Here is a 14941-nt window from a genome sequence, read left to right on the forward strand (position 1 = left end):
TAGGCTCGGGGTGTGCTGACCGTCTCCACCGTCAACGTCAACGGGCTCCGGGCCGCCGCCAAGAAGGGCTTCGTCGAGTGGCTCGCCGCCACCGAGGCGGACGTCGTGTGCCTGCAGGAGACCAGGGCCGAGCCCGACCAGCTGCCGGCCGAGCTGCTGGAGCCGGCCGGCTGGCACACCGTGCTGGCCGAGTCCGAGCTCAAGGGCCGAGCCGGCGTCGCCCTGCTGTCCCGGACCGCGCCCGAGGCCGTCCGCGTCGGCTTCGGCTCCGCCGAGTTCGACCGCAGCGGCCGTTATGTCGAGTTCGAACTGGCCGACGTCGTGGTGGCGAGTCTGTACCTGCCCAGCGGCGACGCCGGCACGCCCAAGCAGGACGAGAAGTACCGCTTCCTCGACGCCTTCCACACGCACCTTTTGGAGCTGCGGGCCAAGGCCGAGGCGGACGGCCGCGAGGTGCTGGTGTGCGGTGACTGGAACATCGCCCACCGGAAGGCCGACCTCAAGTCGTGGAAGACCAACCAGAAGTCGGCGGGCTTCCTGCCCGAGGAGCGCGCGTGGCTGGACAAGCTCTACGCCGACGGCTACACGGATGTCGTCCGGTCCCTGCACCCCGACGTGGACGGCCCGTACAGCTGGTGGTCCTACCGCGGCAAGGCCTTCGAAAACGACTCCGGCTGGCGCATCGACCTGCACGTGGCCACCGCCGGCCTGGCGGAGAAGGCGGTCTCGGCGGTCACCGAGCGTGCCGCCGCCTACGCCGACCGCTGGTCCGACCACGCCCCGGTCACCGTCCGCTACGACATCTGACGGCGTCATCGGGCACAATCGTGCCGGGAGGTGGCGGCATGCACGAGCTGGTCAAGGCCAAGCAGTACGAGGTCGCCGAACTGTGTCATCGGCTCGGGGTGCTCAGACTCGATCTGTTCGGCTCGGCCGTCGGGCCGTCCTTTGATGTCGAGTCCAGCGATGTCGACGTCCTCGTCGAGTTCGAGACCGGCCCCGATTTCGACCACTTCGGCTCGTTCTTCGCGCTCAAGGAGGGCCTGGAGCGGATCCTCGGCCGGCCGGTGGACGTGGTGACCAGCACGAGCATCCGCAATCCGTACTTCCGGCAGCAGGTCATGGCGACCAAGGAAACGCTCTATGCTGCGTGACCCCGCGCTTACCTCTGGGACGCGCTGCACGGCACCGGACTGCTCAGTGAGTTCAGCGCCAGCAAGTCGTTCACGGACTACCAGGCCGACGCGATGCTCCGGTCTGCCGTGGAACGGCAGTTCGAGATCATCGGCGAGGCGCTGAACCAGCTGGCCAAGGTCGCGCCCGAGATCGCGGCGCAGGTCCCGGACCGTCGGCGAATCGTCGCCTTCAGGAACATCCTGATCCACGGCTACGCCAGTGTGGACGACGCCCTCGTCTGGCAGGTACTCGCCGAGAAGCGGCCGGAACTCGAACGATCGCTACGCGAGCTGCTGGGCGAGCCGGCTCGGGATTCACCGGCCGTCACCCGCCGGGACGACGTCTGACTGAATTATTCCCGCCCTGCCTGTGAGAGTGGTCTCCCTACGCTGAGCGACGGGCTCGCGCGGAAAGCGACTTACGCTCGGCCGCGTGGTTAACGAGACCCCGCGCCCGAGCGACTCGGCCCTGCGCCGGGCGCTGCGCCGCGCAGCCGACGGTTCGACCCTGGACGCCACCGAGGCGGCGGTGCTGCTGCACGCCCGCGGCGAGCACCTCGACGAGCTGCTGGCGACCGCCGGCCGGGTCCGCGACGCGCACCTGCGCGCGGAGGGCCGGGACGGGATCATCACGTACAGCAAGAACGCGTTCATCCCGCTGACGCGGCTGTGTCGGGACCGCTGCCACTACTGCACCTTCGCGACGGTGCCGCACCGCCTGCCGGCGGCGTACCTGGAGCGCGACGAGGTGCTGGACATCGCCCGCAAGGCCGCCGCCCAGGGCTGCAAGGAGGCCCTGTTCACGCTGGGTGACCGGCCGGAGGAGCGGTGGCCGGCGGCCAGGGAGTGGCTGGAGGCCCGCGGCTACGGCTCGACCCTGGACTACCTGCGCTCGGTGGCGATCGCCGTGCTGGAGGAGACGGGCATGCTGCCCCACCTCAACCCGGGCGTCCTGAACTGGGAGGAGTTCCAGCGCCTCAAGCCGGTCGCGGCGAGCATGGGCATGATGCTGGAGACGACGGCGACGCGCCTGTGGAGCGAGCCGGGCGGCCCGCACTACGGCAGCCCGGACAAGGAGCCGGCGGTCCGCATGCGGGTGCTGACCGACGCCGGCCGGGTGGGGGTGCCGTTCACCACGGGCATCCTGATCGGCATCGGCGAGAACCTGGACGAGCGGGCCGACTCGCTGCTGGCCATCCGCGGCGTGGCCCGCCAGTACGGCAACGTGCAGGAGATCATCGTCCAGAACTTCCGGGCCAAGCCGGACACGGCGATGCGCGGCATGCCGGACGCCGACCTGCACGAGCTGGCGGCGACGATCGCGGTGGCCCGCCTGCTGCTGCCGTCCACGGTGAGCGTGCAGGCGCCGCCGAACCTGGTGGGCGACGAGTTCGAGCTGATGCTGCGCGCCGGCATCGACGACTGGGGCGGCGTCTCGCCGGTGACCCCGGACCACGTCAACCCGGAGCGCCCCTGGCCGGCCATCGACGAGCTCACGGCCGTCACGGCCGAGGCCGGCTTCGACCTGCGCGAGCGGCTGACGGCCTACCCGCGGTTCGTGAAGGCGGGCCAGCCGTGGATCGACACCCGCATCAGCGCGCACGTGGATGCCCTGGCGGACAAGGAGACCGGCCTGGCGAATCCGGAGGCGGTCCTCAGTGGACGGACCTGGCAGGAGCCGGACTACGCGCTGGAGTCGCAGGGCCGCACCGACCTGCACGAGACGATCGACACCACCGGCCGGACCGGCGACCGCCGCGGCGACTTCGACAGCGTCTACGGCGACTGGGAGTCGCTGCGCCGCCAGCTCGACTCCGGCCCCGCCTTCGCCAAGCTGCCCAGTGACGTCCTCAATGGACTCAAGCTGGCCGCCGACGATCCCGGTGCGCTGCTGGAGGAACGCAACGCCGACGCGGCGCTGGCGCTGCTCACCGCGGACGGCGAGGCCCTGGAGACGATGACCCGGCTGGCCGACCAGCTGCGCGCCGAGGTCAACGGCGACGACGTGACGTACGTGGTGAACCGGAACATCAACTTCTCCAACGTCTGCTACGTCGGCTGCCGGTTCTGCGCCTTCGCGCAACGGGAACGCGACGCCGACGCCTACCGGCTCACCGTCGACGACGTCGCCGACCGCGCCCAGGAGGCGTGGGACGTCGGCGCCACCGAGGTGTGCATCCAGGGCGGCATCGACCCGAAGCTGCCGACGAGCTTCTACGCGGACATGATCCGCGCGATCAAGGCCCGGGTGCCGGGCATGCACGTGCACGCCTTCAGCCCGATGGAGATCGTCAGCGGTGCCACCAAGGCGGGCGTGAGCGTGCAGGAGTGGCTGACCGAGCTGCGGGACGCCGGCCTGGACACGATTCCCGGCACCGCGGCGGAGATCCTCGACGACGACGTCCGCTGGGTGCTGACCAAGGGCAAGCTGCCGACCAAGACCTGGCTGGAGGTCGTCGGCACCGCGCACAAGCTGGGCATCCGCTCCTCGTCCACGATGATGTACGGCCACGTCGACCACCCCGGCCACTGGCTCGGCCACCTGCGCACGCTCGGCCGCCTCCAGGACGAGACGGGCGGTTTCACCGAATTCGTCGGATTGCCGTTCGTGCACCGGAATGCGCCGATCTACCTGGCCGGCGTCGCCCGCCCGGGACCGTCTCGAAGGGACAATCGCGCGGTGCACGCGATGGCCCGGCTGGCGCTGCACGGCCGGATCCACAACATCCAGTGCTCGTGGGTGAAACTCGGCGACGAGGGCACGGCCGAGGTGCTTCGCGGCGGCGCCAACGACTTCGGCGGCACGCTGATGGAGGAGACGATCAGCCGAATGGCCGGCTCGGAGCACGGCTCGAACCGCACCATCGAGCAGTTGGAGGCCATGGCGGCATTGGCCGGGCGGCCCGCGCGTCAGCGAACCACGACATACGGTCATATTGCTGTAAATGGACCCGTTCGGGTGAGCCTTTCGGAGCACTGACGTTACGTCGAATGGGTAGCTTCTGAGGTTGCCTCAAGCAGCATCCGCCTCGGAAGGACTATCCCGTGCGCAACAGACGAGCGCTCGCGTTCCCGCTGGCCGTGATGGTGGCCGGGACGATCATTGCCGGTGCCGGGGCGGCCATGGCCGCGACAGTCGGCGACATCGGCCCGGCCGTCCACTCGGCGATCGAGCAGGCGCGGGGCAACCCGCCGTGTGAGCGGGCAGGCCGGGGCAACCCGCCGACCTGCACCTCCACCACGCCGCCGCCCACCTGTGTCCCCCAGGGCTACCAGCGCGGCCTGCCGCCGTGCACGTCGACCACGCCGCCGTCGAGCACCACCTACACGACGACGACCACGCCGTGCACGACCACCGAGACGACGACGTCCACGACTGAGACGACGACGTCCACCACCGAGACGACGACGTCGACGACGGAGACCACCACGTCGACCACGGAGTCGACGACCACCACCGGGTCGACCACCACCACGACCCCGGTCACGACCACCAGCACGACCCCGTCGTCCTCGACGACGACCACTACGCCGGTCGTGTCGACCACCGCGCCGGGCACGCAGCAGCTGGCCTACACCGGCACCAACGGCGACATGGGCCTGCTGATCGGTCTCGGCCTGCTGCTCGTCGTGGGCGGCGGCCTGATGCTGCTGGTCCGCCGGACGCCGTCGGTCCGCAAGTGAGCTGTGCGGGCGCCCCGCCCCGCCCGGGGCGCCCGCGAAGTACGGCACACGTCACAGTCGCGGTGAATCGGCCGCCGGATCACCGGATCGGGGTGCCCGAGGACCATCGGCGCAGGTCATGATCTTGTGGGACCCGACGCCGGGGGTGATCGCGCGCGCGGTTATCCTCGCTCCTCGTGATGGACCGCACAGTCCCCGGAACGGGTGGGGTTGACACGTTCGGTAGTTTTCCGAACGACAGCCTCCGTCGCGTTCACTCTTCTGGGGCGACCTCACTGTCGGGAGACGCCGCTTTGCGTAACCGAGTTCGGCACCTGACGCGCATCACCCTGACTGCCGCCTGCCTGCTGCCGGCCACCGTGCTGGCCACCGCCGGCGCCGCGTTCGCGGACACCGAGGCCCCGGTCGAGAGCAAGGTCCCGGTCACCCTGGACGGCTTCGTCCTGATCGCCATCCTGGTCGGCTTCGGCGGCCTCGTCGCCGGCCTGCTGCGCCACCGCCACCGCCTGGCCCGCGAGGCCAAGGCCGCCGCTCAGGCCGCCAAGACGGTCGTCGAGGAGAGCGCCGCCGCCGTGACGCCCACGCCGGCCCCGCTGCCCACCGCCAGCCAGATCTGAGCGAGTAGTTCCACCCTCTGCAACCGTCCACACGCACCGTTACCGTTGTCGGGTGGCGGACAAGGAATCCCTACCGACCCGGTTGCGCAATCGCTACGCGTGGCTCGACCACCTGGTGCGCGCCGGGACGCGGTACACCGAGCGGTACGGCGACCACTACGCCGCCGCGATCACGTACTACAGCGTGCTGTCGCTGATTCCGCTGCTGATGCTCGGCTTCTCCATCGCCGGCTTCGTGCTGGCCGGCAACATGGACCTGCTCGGCCAGCTCCGCGCCGGCATCGCCACCGCCGTGCCCGGGGCGCTCGGCGACCAGGTCAACACGATCATCGACAAGCTGATCGACTCCCGTGGCTCGGTCGGGGTCTTCGGTCTGCTCGCGGCGCTCTACTCCGGCCTCGGCTGGATGACCAGCCTGCGCGACGCCGTGACGGCCCAGTGGACGCGTGAGCGCCCGCAACTGCCGTACCTGAAGAAGGCGGCCAAGGACCTGCTCACGCTGATCGGGCTCGGCCTGGCGCTGGTGGTCTCGTACGGCATCACCGCGGCCGGCTCCGGGCTCGGTGGGCTGGCGCTGGAGTGGCTCGGGCTGCGGGACACCGCCTGGGCCGAGTTCCTGCTCTCGGTGGCCACGATCATCCTGGGCCTGGCCGCGAACTGGCTGGTGTTCCTGTGGGTGCTGTCCAGCCTGCCGCGCTTCCACGTCGGCTGGCGCAGCGCCATGCGCGGCGCGATCGCCGGCGCCGTCGGCTTCGAGATCCTCAAGCAGACCGGCAACATCTACCTGCAGATCATCAAGAACTCGCCGTCCGGCTCGGTCTTCGGCACCCTGCTCGGCCTGCTGGTGTTCGTGAACCTGGTGTCGCGGTTCCTGGTGTTCATCACGGCGTGGACGGCCACCGCCCGGGAGAACATGGCCCGCTCGGCAGACCCGGCGCCGCTGCCGGAGCCGGTCGTCATCCGGCATTCGGTGCAGGTGGCCGGGCGGCCCGACGCAACCCTCACCGCCGGCCTGCTCAGCGCCGGCGCCCTCATCGGCGTGACGCTGACCAGGCTGCTGCGGCGTCGTTAGTGGTTCTGAGCCGCCAGACGGCGGGCTCGGGCGGCACGGGCGCGCCGCTTGCGCAGGTACATCACCAGTGCGGCCAGCACCACCAGCACGGCCAGCGCCGTCAGCGGCATGCCGACGTTGCCGAACGCCTCGTACATCGGGCTCTGGTCGGCGGCCGTCTGCACGGAACTCGCGTCGCTGGTGTCGGTCGTGGACTTGGCCGGGGTCGACGACACCGACGGCTTCACCGGCGGCGCCTGGTCGACCAGCGCGCCGACCGCGTGCGTGTTCGCCGCGCTCAGCGTGAAGCCGTAGTCCAGCAGCTTCGAGCTCTGCCGGTACATCGGGTAGTCGTCCTGCTCGCCGCGCAGCAGCACAGTCACCAGCCGGTGCCCGTCCTTGGCCGCCGCCGACAGGTTCGTCCAGTGCGCGTCGGTGGTGTTGCTGCTGATGCCGGTGATCGCGCCGGCGTAACTGGTCAGCAGCGAGTCCGAGTTGTGCACGCTGACGCCGCCCAGCGACACCGACTTCACGCCGGCGGCCTCGGCGAAGGCCGGCATCTGCATGGCATGCCGGTAGATCACCGCGAGGTCGTACGCCGAGGTGCTCATGCCGGGGCCGTCCAGGCCGCCCGGCGTGGCCACCCGGGTGTCCAGCGCGCCCATCTGCTTGGCCAGGCCGTTCATCAGGTCCAGCGTCTTCGGGACGCCGCCCAGGGCGCGGGCCAGCGCGTGCGGCACGTCGTTGCCCGGCTTGAGCAGCATCGCCTCGACGAGCTGGGTGACGGTGTACTTGCCGCCGGCGGGCACGCCGATCGCGGAGAAGCCCTTGGCCGCGTCCACGTCCTCCTGAGTGATCAGGACCGGCGTGCTCGGCTTGAGGTCGTTGAGCGCCACCATCGCCAGCAGCACCTTGATCAGCGACGCCGGGCGCTGGCGGGCGTGCGGGCTCTTGGCCGCGAGCACCGCGCCGGTGTCCAGGTCGGCCACCACCCAGGAGGCCGCGCTCACCTCGGCCGGCGGCGGCGGGGCCGACTCGTCCGGCGGCAGCACGAAGCCGCACTTGCCGAGCTGGTCGCCGCCCACCGGGTCGACGGGCACCGGCAGCGGGTCCGGCGCGGTCGTGCCGGGGGCGGGCTGCTCCGAGTCGTCCTCGGCCGGCGGCGGCGCCTGCTTGTTGGTGCACTCGCTCGGCGCGCCGCTCGTGGACGTCGAGGTCGCCGTGGTGCTGGTGGTGGTCGCGATCGCCGCAGCGGCGCTGCCCGTCGCTACGAACACGGCGGTGACCATGGAGGTCAGCGCCATGACCAGGGCGGCTGCGGGCCGTCGAGCTGGGAGAGGCACCCTCGCAGGCTAGTGCCTTACGCGGTGTGACCGGTCGGACCCGTGGCTTACCCGATCCCGCGCCGGGCGGATACTGCGGACGTGAAGCTGACCCGTGGCAAGTCCGTGTTCCTGCTCCTGTTCGGGCTGTGGAGCTGGTTCATCTGGGTGACGCTGGTGATCAACGTCTCGCAGGACCCGAGGGCCTTCTCCGGCGGGTCGGCCACCGCTTTCTTCTACGTGCACCTCACGCTGGCGGTGATCTCGGTGGCGTTCGGGACGATCATCGGCTGGTTCGGCGTGCGCGGGCTGCTCGCCGCCCGGGACCGCGCGGGGGCCGCTCACCCTGGGTGAGCCGGGCAGGGGGTTGCCCGCCGGCTGGCAATTGTGAACGTTCGCACGCCTGGTCGCCGGGTGCCCGAATTGCTACGTTTCGCCGGATGAGACGTCTGCTGACGCTGGCGGTCGCCGCCGCTGCCTCCCTGCTCGGGTTGGCACCGGTCGCGAACGCCGCCCCTGAGCATCACTGCGACTCCACCGGCACCGCGTTCACGTACGTGGTGCTCTACCCGCCGGGCGCGCCCCGCTTCGTCGCCGAGGCCGAGCTGCGCCACGACTGCGGCTCGCTCGTCGAGTACTACCCGGAGATCGGGGTGGCCGTGGCCACCTCGGCCAGCCCCGACTTCGCCGACCGCCTCGGCCCGAACCGGGCCTACAGCGGCCGCAAGGACGTGCCGGTCTCGGCGCTGGAATCCGTCGCCCCCGCCGACGATCTCGGCGGCCAGCAGTGGGACATGGACCTGATCAAGGCCAAGCAGGCCAACAAGGTCGACGAGGGCAGCCACCGCGTGCTGGTCGGCGTGCTGGACTCCGGCGTGGACGCCACCCACCCCGAGTTCGCCAAGGCCATCGACCCGGCCGACTCCGCCGGCTGCGTCACCGGCAAGGCCGACCCCTCGCCCGGCGCGTGGGCCCCGACCACCATCCCGCACGGCACGCACGTCGCCGGCACCATCGCCGCCGCCGACGACGGCAACGGTGTCACCGGCATCGCGCCGAACGTGCGGCTGGCGTCCGTGAAGGTGGTCAGCGACGACGGTTTCATCTTCCCGGAGTCGGCCGTCTGCGGCTTCATGTGGGCGGGACGGCACCACTTCACCGTCACCAACAACAGCTACTTCGTGGACCCCGGCTTCTACTTCTGCCGCAACCAGCCCGGTGACGCAGCCGCGTACGAGGCGGTCCGGCGGGCCGTGGCCTTCTCGACCGGCCGTGGGGTGCTCAACGTGGCCGCTGCCGGCAACGAGGCGATGGACATCGCCAATCCCACCAAGGACACCGTGCGTACGCATCCCGTGGACCGCACCTGCGCGACGCTGCCGGCCGGGCTGCCGGACGTCGTCTCCGTCACGGCCGTCGGCTACGCCGGCACGAAGTCGGGCTACAGCGACTGGGGCAAGGTCGACGTGACCGCCCCGGGCGGTGACCGGGCGCAGGTGCCGCCGACCGGCGCGGGGCCCGCGTGTCCGCTGTCCACGCTGCCCGGCGGTGGCTACGGCAGCATGTGCGGGACCTCGATGGCCTCACCGCACGCGGTCGGTGTGGTGGCGCTGCTGGCCAGCACGCATCCGTGGGCCTCTCCCGCGCAGCTGCGGGCCTTGCTCCGGGCCGAGGCGACACCGGTGCCGTGTCCCGCCGTCGCGACCTGTACCGGGCCGCCGGCGGACAACAGCTACTACGGGCACGGCCTCGTCAACGCGCTGGCGGCGGTCACACGGTAGTGCTTTTCGGGTGGCCCGGCCGTCCCCGGGCGAACCGGGCCACCTGACGCAAAGTCTTTAGAAGTCGAACTCGCCGTTACGCACGCCGGCGACGAACGCCGTCCATTCGTCCCGTGTGAACACATGAGGGGGCAGGCTCGGGTTCTTGGCGTCGCGTAGTGCGATCTCGCCGGTCGACAGGTGAGCAACTTCGACGCAGGTGCCGCTGTTGCAGAAGCTGCTCTTCGTGTAGCGTTCCATTGACGGTTATTCTTTCTGGTAGTTCTGTTCCATGATCTCACCAATGAGCCGTCGCGAGGATTCTTGATCTGGACAATTTGACAGCAAATTGGTGAAGATGTCGGAATAGCGGCGGACCTCGGTCTCCTGGACCGAGAGTCGATCACCGCCACTCAGTTCCTGGTAGACGGTGTCCTGATCGATCTCGTTGTGGAAGGCGAAGATCGCGTAGTCACACTGGATCCCCTGATTGTATCCTGCAGAGAATGGGAAGATCCTTAGGTCTACCCTATCGTGTCTTGCGTAGTCCAACAAGGTGGCCAGCTGGGCCCGCATGACCGCCCGCGAGTGGACGACCCGGTGCAGCACGCCCTCGTCGACAACCGCGGTGATCTGGAGCTCGCCGAGCCGCTCGACGACGAGCTGCTGGCGCTTGGCGCGAATCTCGATGAACTGCTCGATCTCGTTCTCGGTCGCGGCCGGATAATTCTTTGAAAAGATCTCCCGAGTGTACTCCGGGGTCTGGATGAGGCCCGGAATCGCGAATCCGGTGTACACCTTCATCTCGTCCGCCGCGGATTCCAGGGAGATGAAGTTGCCGAGGTTGGACGGCGACATGTCGGGCAGGTCCGACCACCAGCCCTGGTCCTGGCTCGCGGTGGCCAGGTTGAGCAGCCGGGTGCGCATCCGTTGGTCCCGGACCTGGTACAGGTCGAGCAGGTCGCGGACGTCGCGGAGCTTGGGCAGGCCCTGGCCGTTCTCGAGCCGGCTCACCTTGGACGGGGAGCACTCCAGGCGCTTGGCGGCGTTCACGAGCTGCAGCCCGGCGGACTCACGGAGTCGCTTCAGCTCGTGACCGAGGCGGCGGCGCGGGATCAACGGTCCCTGAGAAGGGGGCATCGACACACCTCCTGAACCACCCTGCCCGCGTAGCCGCTGGAGGCGAATGGCGACACGCTAGGCCATCGGGGTGACCTTGGCAAGCAATCCAAACATGCAATTGCACCGTGGCATTGCGCTGTGCGGTTTCCTGACGCAGTCTAGCCCTGAGTCCCCCCGATCCCGAGGAGGATGAGCGAGATGAGCACCACCGCGCGGTTACCTCTGGCGTTCCGCCTGCTGCACCCGTCACGGGCGCACAGAATCACCACAAAGAGTGAGTTGGTGCAGGAGTTCCACGGCCTGCGCGCCGCCACCCGGATCACCGGACGCCGGCACCGGCCGACCGCCCGGCGCGTCGACCGGGGCATGCGCCTGGGCTACACCATCGAGCGGTTGAGCCGCCGCGCCGTGGAGACCGAGTCCCGGCCGCGCCGGGTCGGCTCGCAGATGCTGACCGCGGCGCAGGCCCGGCGCCAGCTCGATCGTTCCCCGGGGCTGGTCCGGCACATCGGCAGCCGGGTCGCGGCGTATCTGTTGATGGTGGCCGAGGCGGCGGTGCTGATCACGACCTACCCCTGGCCGGCGGTGGCCCCGCTGGTCGTGGGAGTCGGGGTGCAGGCCGGGCTCGCGGTGGGCCTGGGGCGGCAGCTGTGGCTGCGGCGGCAGACCGCGGACCACTCCGAGTGGCAGCTGCCGGTGTTGGTGCTGCTGACGTCCGCGCTGGTGATCACCGGCGCGCTGATGGCCGTGTCGACGACGCCGCTGCTCGGCGCGGTGGTGCTGCTGACGCCGTGGATCGTGGTGCAGCAGGAGGCCTTCGCGCGGTCGATCGCCGCCCGCCGGGCCGCCGATCTCGGTCGGATCGTGCTTGCCGCGGACCGCGAACGCCGCGCGCTGCTGCGGTCCATCGACCGCAAGATCTCCTCGCTCGGCCGGCTCACGACCCGGCTGGAGCGGGACAGCGAGCGCCTCCAGTACCTGATCGACCGCTGCTACCTGGTGCCGCAGCAGGACATCCTGCTGCTGCGGGTGCTCGCCGGGGACGAGGACTGCGACCGGCTGCCGGTGGTGCGGGCGCTGCCCGACCTCACCTTCATGGCGCTGGCCATCGGCCGGCTGGAGGTCGTCACGCACGAGGCTTCCGTCTGCCGCGAGGAGGCGCACGGGGCCAGGGCGGAGACGGCGCTGTTCCCGTTCGTGCCGGAACAGCGCCATGATCCCTCCGTCGTGGTGCGGAACTAGCCCAGGGAAGATTTGCACTGTGACAGCGCCTGGTCCAGGTCGGTCCAGAGGTCGTCGACGTCCTCCAGGCCGACCGACAGGCGCAGCAGTTGGTCGCTGACGCCGGCGCCGCGGCGGTCCTCGTCGGCCATGACCCGGTGGCTCAGCGAGCCGGGGTGCTGGATCAGCGTGTCGACGCTGCCGAGGCTCACCGCCGGCGTGATCAGCTGGACCGCGCCGATCACCGTGTGCGGGTCGCCGTGCACCTCGAAGGACACCATCGGGCCGCCGATGCTCGGCCGGTGCACGCGGCTGACGCCCGGGTGGTCGGCGAGCCGCCGGGCCAGCTCGGCGGCCGTCCGGGAGGCCGCGCGGATGCGGACCGGCAGCGTGGAAAGGCCGCGCAGCAACAGGTATCCGGCCAGCGGGTGCAGGATGCCGCCGGTGCCGGTGCGGACCGCGCGGAGGCGGCGGGCGAACTGCTCGTCGCACGCCACGACGCCGCCGAGCACGTCGCCGTGGCCGCCCAGGAACTTGGTGGCGCTGTGCAGCACGATGTCGGCGCCCAGCTCGAGCGGCCGCTGCAACACCGGCGTCGCGAACGTGTTGTCCACCAGGACCGGAACGTCCACGTCGATGGCTTTGATGTCCACTTCGGACAGAGTGGGGTTGGCCGGCGACTCCACGATCACCAGGCCGGTGTCCGCGCGGACGTCGTCCGCGAGCATGTCCACTGTGGACCAGGTGACCTCGGTGCCCAGCAGGCCCGAGTCGATCAGGTGGTCGGTGGTGCCGTAGAGCGGGCGCACCGCGACGACGTGCCGCTTGCCCTGGGCCGCCACCGCGAGCAGGCAGGCCGACAGCGCCGCCATGCCCGTCGCGAAGGCCACCGCCGCCTCCGCGCCCTCGAGATTCGCCAGCGCGGTCTCGAACCTGGCCACCGTCGGGTTGCCGATGCGGCCGTAGATCGGGCTGCCGCCCAGGTCCTCGCCGAGCTTGGCCCGGTCGAGGCGGCTCGCCTCCTCGTGGCTGTCGTGGGAGGGGTAGGTCGTGGAGAGGTCGATCGGGGCCGCGTGCAGGCCCAGATCCGTCAGGTCCTCGCGGCCGGCGTGCACTGCCCTGGTGTTCAGCTGCATGCCGCTCATCCTGGGCAGGTCACGGTGTTTTCGTGCGAATCCCGTACTAAATTCGGCCCATGGCCGACCCTGCGCGTCTCGATCCGGTTGATCTCGCCATTCTGCGGGAGTTGCAGAACGACGCCCGGATCACCAACAAGGAGCTCGCCGCCGTCGTCGGCATCGCCCCGTCCACCTGTCTCGATCGAGTCGCGCGCCTGCGGGCCGCCGGTGTCATCCTCGGCACCGTGCTCAAGGTCGACGCCACCGCGCTCGGCCGGCCGCTGCAGGCTCTCCTGTTCGTGCGGGTGCAGCCCCATCGCGGCGTGCTGGATCCGTTCGTCAAGCACTCCCTCGCGCAGCCCGAGACCCGGGCCGTATTCCACCTCACCGGCCCCGACGACTTCATGGTGCACGTCGCCGCCACCAGCGCCGCCGACCTCCAACGCCTCGTGCTCGACGAGTTCACCGCCCGGCCCGAGGTCGCCCTCGTGCACACCACCCTGATCTTCCAGCAGTGGGAGGGCGGGCCGCTGCTACCGCCTACCGGTTGAGGCGCAGGCCGCCGGCGACGGCGTCGCCCTCGAGACCGCCACCATGTCTTCCTGTGGCGCCGCAGGCTTCCGTCGGCACACCGCCCATGCCCGGCCGTCCCGACTGGAAGGCCTGATCAGTCCGCGGCCAGTTCGTACACGAGCTCATAGCGGTCGCCGACCATGGTCATGTCGTTGACCTCCACCGGCGTGCCCGACTCGTCGATCGCCACTCGGCGCACGACGAGCACGGGTGCGCCGGCGGCGACGTTCAGCAGTGCGGCCTCGTCGACCGTGGCGGGGCGGGTGAGCACTCGCTCCACGAAGTGATCCAGCCGCACGCCGGCTTCCTCCAACCGGGAGTAGATCCCGCCGGGGCCGGTGTTCTCCTGCTCGATCGCGGTGCCGGCGGTCAGCCGGCGGGGCAGCCGTGACGTCGCCAGCTGCACCGGCTCGCCGTCGGCACGCATCGTTCGCCGTCGTACCAGGATTTCGTCGCCGGCTTCGATGTGCAGGGCGTCGGCGAGGTGCTCGTCGGCCGTCTCGATGCGGATCTCGACTTCGACCGATGCCGTGAAGCCACTTGCCGCCGCGTCGCCGAGGAAGGTCGCCTGGTTGGCCGTACGGGCCGCGCGGGACAGCCGGTTCCGGGCGAGGCGGGTGACGGCCGGCTTCGTGCGTACGAACACGCCGGCCCCGGGTTGCGTGGTGACAAGTCCCTCGGCCCGCAGCGCGTCGAATGCGTTCTGCACGGTCTGACGGGCGACGCCGTACCGCTTCATCAGCGCACTGCCGCTGGGCAGCTGCTGGCCGGGCCGGTACTCGCCGCGCTCGACGGCTTGGCGGAGGTCGGCGGCGATCCGACGATACGGCGGCTCCTCGGGCGTCACTCGATCAGTCTACCTAGTTCCATCTAGACAGCTGTGCGTGCCACTGTCACTCTAGCTATCTAGATAGGTCGGTAGGAACTACGGGGGTCACGATGCTCCGCCACGCATTTGTCCTCTACGAGGTGCGGAAGTCCACCGACGGTCGCGCCGGCTACGAGGAGATCGGCCGCATGGAGGTCGACGTCCTCCGGTTCGGCCGGGGCGAACTGGCCCTGCACCTGAGGTTGTGGGCGATTGCCTTGCTGCGTGAGAAGAGATGCGACATCGGCCTCTTCACCGCGGAGTTCGGCACCCTCGACGACGAGAGTCAACCCGACAAAGCCTTTGCCGTGCACCAGATCGTGTGGTCGGGTGAGGAAGCACAGTGCGACGGGATGGATCCGGCCGCGCTCAATCTGCTCGCCACGCTGTGGTCCTGCGCCGGAGTCCGGCTGTCACGAACGTGAGGAGG

The 14941-nt window shown here is 70.2% G+C and carries 17 protein-coding genes; 12 read left to right on the forward strand and 5 right to left on the reverse strand.

Going from position 1 to position 14941, the window contains the following annotated elements; all coding sequences use genetic code 11:
* Positions 1-12: 12 nt before the first annotated feature.
* The 7 genes from BCF44_RS03360 (at position 13) to yhjD (ending at position 6548) form a co-directional block, all read left to right on the forward strand.
* Entirely contained in the window at positions 13-807 is a 795-nt protein-coding gene (locus tag BCF44_RS03360; protein ID WP_116172535.1) for an exodeoxyribonuclease III, read from the forward strand.
* 38 nt (positions 808-845) lie between these two features.
* Positions 846-1154, forward strand: coding sequence for a nucleotidyltransferase family protein (locus tag BCF44_RS03365; RefSeq protein ID WP_116172536.1), 309 nt, complete (start codon positions 846-848; stop codon positions 1152-1154).
* A gap of 39 nt (positions 1155-1193) precedes the next feature.
* A complete protein-coding gene (locus BCF44_RS03370; RefSeq protein WP_281283079.1) occupies positions 1194-1523 on the forward strand; it encodes a HepT-like ribonuclease domain-containing protein in 330 nt (109 codons plus the stop codon).
* 85 nt (positions 1524-1608) lie between these two features.
* Positions 1609-4155 carry a bifunctional FO biosynthesis protein CofGH gene (locus tag BCF44_RS03375; protein WP_116172538.1) on the forward strand — a complete coding sequence of 849 codons (2547 nt, stop codon included), beginning with the start codon at positions 1609-1611 and terminating at the stop codon, positions 4153-4155.
* 65 nt (positions 4156-4220) lie between these two features.
* Entirely contained in the window at positions 4221-4859 is a 639-nt protein-coding gene (locus tag BCF44_RS56480) for a hypothetical protein (RefSeq protein WP_211352862.1), read from the forward strand.
* Between the two features lie 293 nt (positions 4860-5152).
* A complete protein-coding gene (locus BCF44_RS03385; RefSeq protein WP_116172539.1) occupies positions 5153-5476 on the forward strand; it encodes a hypothetical protein in 324 nt (107 codons plus the stop codon).
* A gap of 52 nt (positions 5477-5528) precedes the next feature.
* The gene (yhjD, locus tag BCF44_RS03390) at positions 5529-6548 is read left to right on the forward strand and encodes an inner membrane protein YhjD (protein WP_116172540.1); all 1020 of its coding nucleotides are present in this window, start codon (positions 5529-5531) and stop codon (positions 6546-6548) included.
* On the opposite strand, the gene BCF44_RS03395 is transcribed toward yhjD, so the two are convergent.
* The gene (locus BCF44_RS03395) at positions 6545-7870 is read right to left on the reverse strand and encodes a D-alanyl-D-alanine carboxypeptidase family protein (protein ID WP_246014801.1); all 1326 of its coding nucleotides are present in this window, start codon (positions 7868-7870) and stop codon (positions 6545-6547) included. The genes yhjD and BCF44_RS03395 overlap by 4 nt on opposite strands.
* An 81-nt stretch (positions 7871-7951) precedes the next feature.
* On the opposite strand from BCF44_RS03395, the gene BCF44_RS03400 reads away from it, so the two are divergent.
* Positions 7952-8203 carry an SCO4848 family membrane protein gene (locus BCF44_RS03400; protein ID WP_116172541.1) on the forward strand — a complete coding sequence of 84 codons (252 nt, stop codon included), beginning with the start codon at positions 7952-7954 and terminating at the stop codon, positions 8201-8203.
* 86 nt (positions 8204-8289) lie between these two features.
* Positions 8290-9630 (forward strand): S8 family peptidase, encoded by a 1341-nt coding sequence (locus BCF44_RS03405; RefSeq protein ID WP_116172542.1) that lies wholly within the window; start codon positions 8290-8292, stop codon positions 9628-9630.
* A gap of 57 nt (positions 9631-9687) precedes the next feature.
* Here the strand turns inward: BCF44_RS03405 and BCF44_RS03410 are convergent, their stop codons facing one another.
* Entirely contained in the window at positions 9688-9870 is a 183-nt protein-coding gene (locus BCF44_RS03410; RefSeq protein ID WP_116172543.1) for a DUF397 domain-containing protein, read from the reverse strand.
* A gap of 6 nt (positions 9871-9876) precedes the next feature.
* On the reverse strand, positions 9877-10749 hold the full coding sequence (locus BCF44_RS03415) for a helix-turn-helix domain-containing protein (RefSeq protein WP_116172544.1): 873 nt from the start codon (positions 10747-10749) through the stop codon (positions 9877-9879).
* Between the two features lie 180 nt (positions 10750-10929).
* On the opposite strand from BCF44_RS03415, the gene BCF44_RS03420 reads away from it, so the two are divergent.
* Entirely contained in the window at positions 10930-11973 is a 1044-nt protein-coding gene (locus BCF44_RS03420; protein WP_116172545.1) for a serine/threonine-protein kinase, read from the forward strand.
* On the opposite strand, the gene BCF44_RS03425 is transcribed toward BCF44_RS03420, so the two are convergent.
* On the reverse strand, positions 11970-13097 hold the full coding sequence (locus tag BCF44_RS03425) for a trans-sulfuration enzyme family protein (RefSeq protein ID WP_116172546.1): 1128 nt from the start codon (positions 13095-13097) through the stop codon (positions 11970-11972). The two genes, BCF44_RS03420 and BCF44_RS03425, sit on opposite strands and share 4 nt — an antisense overlap.
* Positions 13098-13147: 50 nt before the next feature.
* Between BCF44_RS03425 and BCF44_RS03430 the strand changes: the two genes are divergently transcribed.
* The gene (locus BCF44_RS03430) at positions 13148-13621 is read left to right on the forward strand and encodes an Lrp/AsnC family transcriptional regulator (protein WP_116172547.1); all 474 of its coding nucleotides are present in this window, start codon (positions 13148-13150) and stop codon (positions 13619-13621) included.
* A gap of 116 nt (positions 13622-13737) precedes the next feature.
* Here the strand turns inward: BCF44_RS03430 and BCF44_RS03435 are convergent, their stop codons facing one another.
* Positions 13738-14490: a GntR family transcriptional regulator gene (locus BCF44_RS03435; RefSeq protein ID WP_116172548.1), complete on the reverse strand. Its 753-nt coding sequence runs from the start codon at positions 14488-14490 to the stop codon at positions 13738-13740.
* A gap of 170 nt (positions 14491-14660) precedes the next feature.
* On the opposite strand from BCF44_RS03435, the gene BCF44_RS03440 reads away from it, so the two are divergent.
* The gene (locus tag BCF44_RS03440) at positions 14661-14936 is read left to right on the forward strand and encodes a hypothetical protein (RefSeq protein WP_147328381.1); all 276 of its coding nucleotides are present in this window, start codon (positions 14661-14663) and stop codon (positions 14934-14936) included.
* Positions 14937-14941: the final 5 nt, after the last annotated feature.

Source organism: Kutzneria buriramensis, assembly GCF_003387475.1.
GTDB lineage: Bacteria > Actinomycetota > Actinomycetes > Mycobacteriales > Pseudonocardiaceae > Kutzneria > Kutzneria buriramensis.

What these genes read in the sequence shown, in the direction of transcription:
- BCF44_RS03410 (WP_116172543.1), bottom strand. Translation starts at nt 9,870, where the DNA reads ATGGAACGCTACACGAAGAGCAGCTTCTGCAACAGCGGCACCTGCGTC.
- BCF44_RS03405 (WP_116172542.1), top strand. Translation starts at nt 8,290, where the DNA reads ATGAGACGTCTGCTGACGCTGGCGGTCGCCGCCGCTGCCTCCCTGCTC.
- BCF44_RS03425 (WP_116172546.1), bottom strand. Translation starts at nt 13,097, where the DNA reads ATGAGCGGCATGCAGCTGAACACCAGGGCAGTGCACGCCGGCCGCGAG.
- BCF44_RS03430 (WP_116172547.1), top strand. Translation starts at nt 13,148, where the DNA reads ATGGCCGACCCTGCGCGTCTCGATCCGGTTGATCTCGCCATTCTGCGG.
- BCF44_RS03365 (WP_116172536.1), top strand. Translation starts at nt 846, where the DNA reads ATGCACGAGCTGGTCAAGGCCAAGCAGTACGAGGTCGCCGAACTGTGT.
- BCF44_RS03415 (WP_116172544.1), bottom strand. Translation starts at nt 10,749, where the DNA reads ATGCCCCCTTCTCAGGGACCGTTGATCCCGCGCCGCCGCCTCGGTCAC.
- BCF44_RS03440 (WP_147328381.1), top strand. Translation starts at nt 14,661, where the DNA reads ATGGAGGTCGACGTCCTCCGGTTCGGCCGGGGCGAACTGGCCCTGCAC.
- BCF44_RS03420 (WP_116172545.1), top strand. Translation starts at nt 10,930, where the DNA reads ATGAGCACCACCGCGCGGTTACCTCTGGCGTTCCGCCTGCTGCACCCG.